The organism is Acidisphaera rubrifaciens HS-AP3 (assembly GCF_000964365.1).
GTDB classification, from domain to species: Bacteria; Pseudomonadota; Alphaproteobacteria; order Acetobacterales; family Acetobacteraceae; genus Acidisphaera; species Acidisphaera rubrifaciens.
In genome coordinates this window covers 1-7,376 of sequence record NZ_BANB01000286.1, presented here as the reverse complement: position 1 = coordinate 7,376, position 7,376 = coordinate 1, and the positions used below count along the sequence as shown (strand labels likewise).

The following is a 7,376-nucleotide window of genomic DNA, read 5'->3' as shown; positions in this document are numbered from 1 at the left end:
GCAGGCGCGCGACAACCCGGCCGCCGAGTCCAGCCCGAGCGCCACCGCATGGGCCGCCCGCGTCATGCCCGCCGCGCCCCGCCGCGGATAGAACGGCCGCGCGGCGGACACCTCGTTGAGCGTCGCGCACACGTCGAAAAACCCCGGGGTCGCCGCCAGACCGCGTAGGAAGGCCGGAAAATCCGCCACGCCCAGCCGCGCCGCATAAGCACGCGGCAGGCCGAGCGGCAGATCGACGCCGAGTGCGACCGGCTCCCCCGCCGCCGCGTCCAGCAGCCGGGCAAACAGGGTCGTGACCTCGCCCACCGGCACCGGCGCGGCAAGTTGCCAGCCACCCCCGGCGGTGTTCGCATCCGGCGCGCGCCGCGCCAGGGCCATCCACCGCTTGCGCGCGTCCACGCTCCAGTCGGCGTGCGCCGCGAGCATGGTCGGCGCGGCGATCAGGCCTCGTCGCGGAACGTCGCGAAGGCCCGCGCGGGCTCGCGCTCGGTCACCAGCGTGTTTTCGACCGCCCCGGCGTCGGCGTAGCCGAGGGCCATGCCGCAGACGACCAGTTCCTCGTCCGCCAGACCGAGTTCGGCGCGCACGACGGCATGGAAGCCGGTGAACGCCGCCTGCGGACACGTATCGAGCCCGCGCCCGCGCGCCGCGACCATGATGTTCTGCAGGAACATCCCGTAATCGAGCCAGGAGCCGATCTCCAGCCGCCGGTCGATGGTGAAGATCATGCCCACCGGCGCGTCGAAGAAGACGAAGTTGCGCCCGTGCTGCCGGTGCATGGCCGCCGCGTCGCCGCGGGCGATGCCGAGCAGGTTGTAGAGGCCGAAGCCCACCGTGCGGCGGCGCGACAGATACGGCTCGAAGAATTGCGGCGGATAGTACCGGTACTCGTGCGGCGGCTGCGGCGCGCCGGAATCGAAGGCCGCCAGCACCGCCGCCGACAGCCGCTCCCGCGCAGCCCCCGTCAGCACATGCACCCGCCATGGCTGCATGTTGGTCCCGCTCGGCGCGCGGGCCGCCACGTCGAGCAGATGCTCCACCACCTCGCGCGGCACCGGGTCCGGCCGGAAGCGGCGCAGCGAGCGGCGGCTCGTGATCGCTTCGTCGACGGCATTCGGCTCAAGCGGCATTCAGTCATGTCCTTTTCAACGGAGCGGTCGGCGGCGACGCCGCGCGGGTCAGCGCGGGTCGGGATCGGTCAGCCAAACATCTCCCGAGGCGATGCGGCGCAGGCAGTTCGCGGTCTCCAGCAGCAGCGCGCCGTCGTCGGCAAGGCCCGCGAAATGCCCGTACGTGCCGGCGACGGTCAGCCCCGTGCCGATCGGATGCGCGGCGGCGAGCCATGCCGCGCGGATCGGCGCGAAGCCGTCGCGCGCCCGCTCCGCCCGGCGGCGCCACAGCGCGTCGAGCAAAAGGGACGCGAATGCCTCCGGCGCCGGGGGCACGGCCACATGGTCGCCGAGGCACGCGGTCGCGCGATCAGGCAGGCGGGGCGCGGCGGCGAGGTTGACCCCCACGCCCACCACCATCGTCGCGACCATGCCGGCGGCATCCAGCGTGGTTTCGATGAGCACCCCGGCCAGTTTCGCCCCGTCCACCAGCACGTCGTTCGGCCATTTCAGCGACAGCGCCGCCGGATCCGGCAGCAGCGACTGGATCACGTCGGCGAGCGCCACGCCCGTCAGTAGCGGCCACTCGCCGGCGCGCGACGCCGGCTCCATCGGGCGCAGCAGCACCGACAGGGCGAGGTTGCCGTCCGGCGACGCCCAGGCGCGACCGGCGCGGCCGCGCCCCTGCGTCTGGCGGCGCGCGAGGATGGCAAGACCGTCCGGCGCCCCCGCCGCCGCCCGCGCGGCGAGCACGTCGGAGGTGGAGGTGACAACCTCGTGCACCTCGAGCGTCCAGCCGCCCGCCGCCGTCATGGCGTCAATATCCGGACGGCGAGCCGAGCGCGCGCCCCGCGGCCCCCATGGGGCGGCGCACGACCGCCGCCGGATCGCCGCGCAGCACCTCGAACGCGGCGCCGTCGCCGTTGCCGGTGAAATGGATGTCGAACACCTGATCGCCCACGCGCATATCCACCAGGGTGACGTCCGGCAGCCAGTGCGGCAGCACCGGATCGACATACAACCGCCGCTCCGGCGCCGCCGGCACGATGCCGAGGATCGACTGCAGCAGCATGAACACCGATCCCGCGGCCCAGGCCTGCGGCACGTTGGCGCCGAGATATTGCACGGGGAAGTTCGTGCCGTCGCGCTGGATGCCGGCATACAGCTCCGGCAGCTGGTTCGACTGGAAATGGCTGGCCGCGCCGCTGATGTCGCGCGCGATCCGGCCCGCCTCGGCGGCGAAGCCGTAGCGCTTGAACCCGAGCGCGATGATGGCGTTGTCGTGCGGCCAGACGGAACCGAGCTGATAGGCATACGGGTTGAACGCCTTATGCTCGGCCGAGAGCGTGCGTATGCCCCACCCGCTCCACATGTCGGGACGCATCAGCCGCTCCACCACACGGGCCGCGCGCTCCGGCGGCACGATCCCCGACCACAGGCAATGGCCGATGTTGGACGCGAGCGAAAAGACCGGCTTCTTGTCGCCGTCGAGCGTGTAGGCGTAGTAGCCGCGCGCCTCGTCCCAGAACAGCTCGTTGAACGTCGCGTACAGCTTCGCCGCCTTGGCGCGCAGCGTCGCCGCGCGGTCCGGCTTGCCGAGAACGTCGAACACCTCGGCCATGCGCAGCCACGCGTCATAGACATAGCCCTGCAGCTCGCACAGCGCCTTCGGCCCGCGCACGAGGCTGCCGTCCTCGTACAGCACCGCGTCGCCGCTGTCCTTCCACGCCATGTTCTCGTATCCGACGGGCGAGCGCGTCTGGTACTCCTGCAACCCGTCGCCGTCGCGGTCGCCCCATTCGTCGATCCACGACAGGCAGCGTTCCGCGACCGGCAGGTGCGCCTCCAGCAAGGCGCGCTCGCCGGTGCAGCGCCACGTCGCGTGCAGGGTGATCAGCCAGAGCGGCGTCGCGTCCGCCGTCCCGTAATACGGCGTATGCGGGATGAGCTTGAAGTGCGCGAGTTCGCCGTAGCGCATTTCGTGCAGGATCTTGCCCGGCTCCGCATCCCGCCAGTCGTCGCGCTCCTGCGCCTGCAAGCGGCCGAGCACGTCGAGCGCGCCGCGCGCGAAATCGGGATAGACCAGCAGATTCTGCAACGAGACGATCAGGCTGTCGCGTCCGAACGGTGCCACGAACCACGGCAGTCCGGCGGCGGGAAGGAAGACCATCTGATCCGTGTGCGCGGCCGGGTCCATCGAGTGGCCGTTGCTGACCATCGGCAGACGCAGCGCGCCCATATCCTCGACCGCCTGTGCATACAGGCGATAGACTTCCTCGTTCGACGTGCGCAGCTTCAGCACCGTCTCGCGCCAGTGCGCGATGGTGTCGGCCGAGGCGGTGGCACCGGCGCCGTGCGTGCAGTCGACCGGCGGCGGGAAGCGGCGTTCGCCGTCGATCAGCGTGTAGAGCAGGCAGCAATGCCAGCGGCCGCCGGGCGGCAGGTCGATGTCGAAGCTCAGGCGCCCGTTGGCGTAGGCGGCGCGGGCGCCGCCGTCCGGCACCGCCTCGACCGACACGGCGCGCATGAAATCCGCGTTGCTGTAGGTCGTCGTCAGCGTCTGTGTCGCCTCGGACCACTCGGTCGCGATCCGGCCGCGGCGGACGATGCGGCCGGACTTCACCTCGAAGATGTCGGCGAAATCGCTGCGCATCGACACTTCGAGGCTGAAGCGGATGCGGCCGTTGGAGTGGTTCGCGAGATCGAGATCCTCGTGCAGGCCGCCGGCGACGGTCCGTCCGATCACGAGACCCAGGCTGCGCGCCGTAATCGTCGCGTCCTGTGTCGGGATATCCCGGTTCGTCAGATGGATGCGCGCGGTGTCATAGGCGATGCCGCCGCCGTTCAGCAGCTCCCATTCCACGCCGTTGGCATAGATCGCCCAGGCGCTCAGCAGGCGGGTGTCGAGAAAATACAGCCCCTTGTCGGTGGGCCAGTTCACCGCGCCGCTCTCCTCGGTCAGCAGCACGGTCTGGCCGTGATGGATGCTGATCTGCGGCGGACCGACCTGGACCTTGAACGGCATGATGGCGGATTCCCCTGGGTAATGTGCGGCCGAGCTTAGCCGCCGGGCGCGGGCGGTCGATAGCAGGGCTGCCACGCGACGGGGCGACTGGGCAAGCAAGGCCCCGACTGCGAGCCTGACGCCCGTACCGCACCCGATCGGGGAGTGACACGACGTGCCGACGCGCGCCCTGCTGGTCCTTGTCTCCCTCGCGCTCGGGCGTCTGGCCTTCGGTGTCCAGATGCAGTCGGTGGCGACGCTCGAGCCGCTGCTGATGCGGACCTTCCACCTTGACTACGCGGCGCTCGGCACGCTCATCGGCGTCTACATGGCGCCCGGGTTACTGGCCGCCCTGCCGGCCGGGCTGCTCGCGCGCCGTTTCGGCGACCGGATGGTGGTCGGGGCGGGCCTCGTGCTGATGACGCTCGGGCCGTGCCTGCCGCTGCTGTGGCGCAGCACGGCGGGGATCGACGCCGGGCGGCTGCTGGCCGGGCTCGGCGCGGTCACCGTCGTCGTCCTGCAAAGCAAGATCGTCGCCGACTGGTTCAGCGGGAGCCGGTTCCTCGCCGCCGTCACGGTCTCCACCGCCGCCTATCCGGTCGGGGTCGGCGGGTCGGAACTGGTGCTGCCCACGCTCGCGGCACGATTCGGCTGGGAGGGCGCGATCGCGACCGGGGCGGTGATCGCGGGGCTGGGCGCCGCGCTGTTCCTCGCGGTCGAACGGCCGGCGCCGGGTCACGCGGCGACGCGCCGCTTCGCGCTGCCCACCGGGCGCGAATGCTGGCTCGCCACCCTCGCCGGCATGATCTGGACTACCTACAACGCCGGCTACATAGGCTTCTTGTCCTACGTTCCCGCCTGGCTCGCCGAGCATCACGCGACCGGGCAAGCCGGGCTGGTGATGACGCTCGCCACCTGGACGAACGTCCCGGCGATGTTCCTGGGCGCCGCCCTGGCGGGGCGCATCGGTCGCGCGCCGGTCTTCACGACGGCGGCGGTCATTCTTGCCGCCGCCACGGCCGCGATCACGCTGGGCGGGCCGGCGGTCGTCTGGGCGACGGTGTTCGGCCTGTTCGGGGCGATGCATCCCAGCATCATCATCGCCGCCGGCACGGAATCCGCGCGGCCCGAGCACCGGGCCGTGGGCATGGGGCTGTTCTATGCGACCTATTACCTGGGCGGGGCGGTGATGCCGGGGGCGCTGGGTCACGCGGCCGATGCGGTCGGCAGCGCCGGCGGCGCCCTCGTCACCGCGGCGGCGGTGTCGCTGCTGAGTATCCCCCTGTTCTTCGCCCACCGGCGCATGCTGCATCGGACGCCGGTGCTGGCGACCGCCCCGGCCCCGACCGGCTGACGCGGATCAGATGGCGATGCGCACGCCGAGTTCGACCACGCGGTCGCTCGGGATGCGGAAGAACTCCGTGGCGGGGGTCGCATTGCGCGCCAGCACGAGGAACAGCCACAGCCGCCACAGCGGCATCCGCGGCACCATCGCCGGCACGATCACCTCGCGCCCGAGGAAATAGCTCGCCTGCATCGGATCGAACGGCACGCCACGCTCACGCAGATCCTCGAGCGCGCGCGGGATGTTCGGGCTCTCGCTGAAGCCATAGCGCAGCGTGACGCGATAGATGCCCGGCGCCATCTCCTCGACCGAGGTGCGGTTGGCGGCCCCGGCCTCCGGCTCGTCCAGGTTGGTGACGGTGACGAACAGCACGCGCTCGTGCAGCACCTTGTTGTGCTTGAGGTTGTGCAGCAGCGCCGCCGGCACGTAATCCGGGTTGCCGGTCAGGAACACGGCGAGACCGGGCACACGCACGGTGCGGCTTTGCGGCAGCCGGGCGAGGAAGGAGGCGAGCGGGAGACTGTCCTGCTTCCACCGCGCGAACAGCAGGTCGCGCCCCTGCTTCCACGACGTCATCAGCGCCATCAGCGCGAGACCGAGGATCAGCGGCACCCAGCCGCCCTCGATCACCTTGAGCGAGTTGGACGCGAAAAACACGAGATCCATCAGGAACAGCGCGCCGAACACGCTGATCGCCGCCGCCCGTGACCAATGGTACTGGCGGCGGAACACGACCATGGCCAGCACGCCGGTACAGAGAAAGGTACCGGTGACGGCAATGCCGTAGGCCGAGGCGAGATTGTCACTCGTGCGGAAGACCCCGACGAGGACGAGCACCCCGATTGCCAGCAGGGTGTTCACCTGCGGCACGTAGATCTGCCCCTCCTCCCGCGAGGAGGTGTGGCGGATCGCCATGCGCGGCAGCAGGCCGAGTTGCAGCGCCTGGCGGGTCATCGAATAGGCGCCGGAGATCACCGCCTGGCTCGCGATCACAGTCGCGACGGTCGCCAGCACCACGAAGGGCAGGCGCAGCCAGTCGGGCGCCAGCAGATAGAACGGGTTGGCCGCCGCGCTGGGATCGCTGATCATCAGCGCGCCCTGGCCAAAATAATTCAGCACGAGCGACGGCAGCACGACCGCAAGCCAGACGATACGGATCGCCGGCGCGCCGAAATGGCCCATGTCGGCATAGAGCGCCTCCGCCCCCGTCACCGCCAGGACCACGCTCCCGAGCACGAGGAAGGCGAGCACGCCGTAATGCGCGCACAGCGCGACGGCATAGCTGGGCGAGACGGCCAGCAAAACAAATGGATGGCGGGCGATTTCGGCCGCGCCGAGCAGGCCGATGCCGACGAACCAGACGGTCATCACCGGCCCGAACACGCGCCCCACGCTGCCGGTGCCGCGCCACTGCACGGCGAACAGCACGACAATGACGAGGGCGGAAATCGGCAGCACGTACTGCTGCAGCGCCGGGGCCGAGACCTCGAGCCCCTCCACCGCCGACAAGACGGAGATCGCGGGCGTGATGACCCCATCGCCGAAGAACAGGCAGGCACCGGCGATGCCGACGAGGCCGAGGAAGTGGCGTACCCGCGGCCCGACCGCGACACGCTGCGCCAGGGCCATCAGCGCGAGGATGCCGCCCTCGCCCTTGTTGTCCGCCCGCATGACCAGCAGGACGTATTTCACCGTCACGATCAGGATCAGCGACCAGAAGATCAGCGACAGGATGCCGAGCACCTCGACCTGCGTGACCGCGCGGTCGCGGAAGTAGCTCAGGCTCGCCTTGAAGGCATAGAGCGGGCTCGTGCCGATGTCGCCGTAGACGACGCCGAGCACCCCCAGCATGAGCGCGGGCCCAAGCACACGTCGGGGCGCACCGCCCGGCGGCCCCTCGGTCGACGCGACGGTGCGC

At 70.7% G+C, this 7,376-nt stretch carries 5 protein-coding genes and 1 pseudogene; 1 reads left to right on the top strand and 5 read right to left on the bottom strand.

The genetic code is table 11. The features are described 5' to 3' along the window. The 4 genes and pseudogenes from B8460_RS09575 to B8460_RS09560 all read right to left on the bottom strand — a co-directional run. Window positions 1–426: pseudogene (locus B8460_RS09575) on the bottom strand (DUF429 domain-containing protein); the annotation flags it as partial. Window positions 427–440: 14 nt separating this feature from the next. Continuing rightward, window positions 441–1,130, bottom strand: coding sequence for a nitroreductase (locus B8460_RS09570; RefSeq protein ID WP_048861369.1), 690 nt, complete (start codon window positions 1,128–1,130; stop codon window positions 441–443). Between the two features lie 48 nt (window positions 1,131–1,178). After that, complete coding sequence (locus tag B8460_RS09565) at window positions 1,179–1,922, bottom strand: biotin--[acetyl-CoA-carboxylase] ligase (RefSeq protein WP_048861368.1); 744 nt, start codon at window positions 1,920–1,922, stop codon at window positions 1,179–1,181. Window positions 1,923–1,926: 4 nt separating this feature from the next. After that, window positions 1,927–4,134 carry an amylo-alpha-1,6-glucosidase gene (locus B8460_RS09560; RefSeq protein ID WP_048861367.1) on the bottom strand — a complete coding sequence of 736 codons (2,208 nt, stop codon included), beginning with the start codon at window positions 4,132–4,134 and terminating at the stop codon, window positions 1,927–1,929. A 154-nt stretch (window positions 4,135–4,288) separates the two neighbouring features. Between B8460_RS09560 and B8460_RS09555 the strand changes: the two genes are divergently transcribed. Continuing rightward, complete coding sequence (locus B8460_RS09555) at window positions 4,289–5,467, top strand: MFS transporter (RefSeq protein WP_048861366.1); 1,179 nt, start codon at window positions 4,289–4,291, stop codon at window positions 5,465–5,467. 6 nt (window positions 5,468–5,473) lie between these two features. On the opposite strand, the gene B8460_RS09550 is transcribed toward B8460_RS09555, so the two are convergent. After that, window positions 5,474–7,309 (bottom strand): potassium transporter Kup, encoded by a 1,836-nt coding sequence (locus B8460_RS09550; RefSeq protein WP_052945199.1) that lies wholly within the window; start codon window positions 7,307–7,309, stop codon window positions 5,474–5,476. Between the last annotated feature and the right edge of the window lie 67 nt (window positions 7,310–7,376).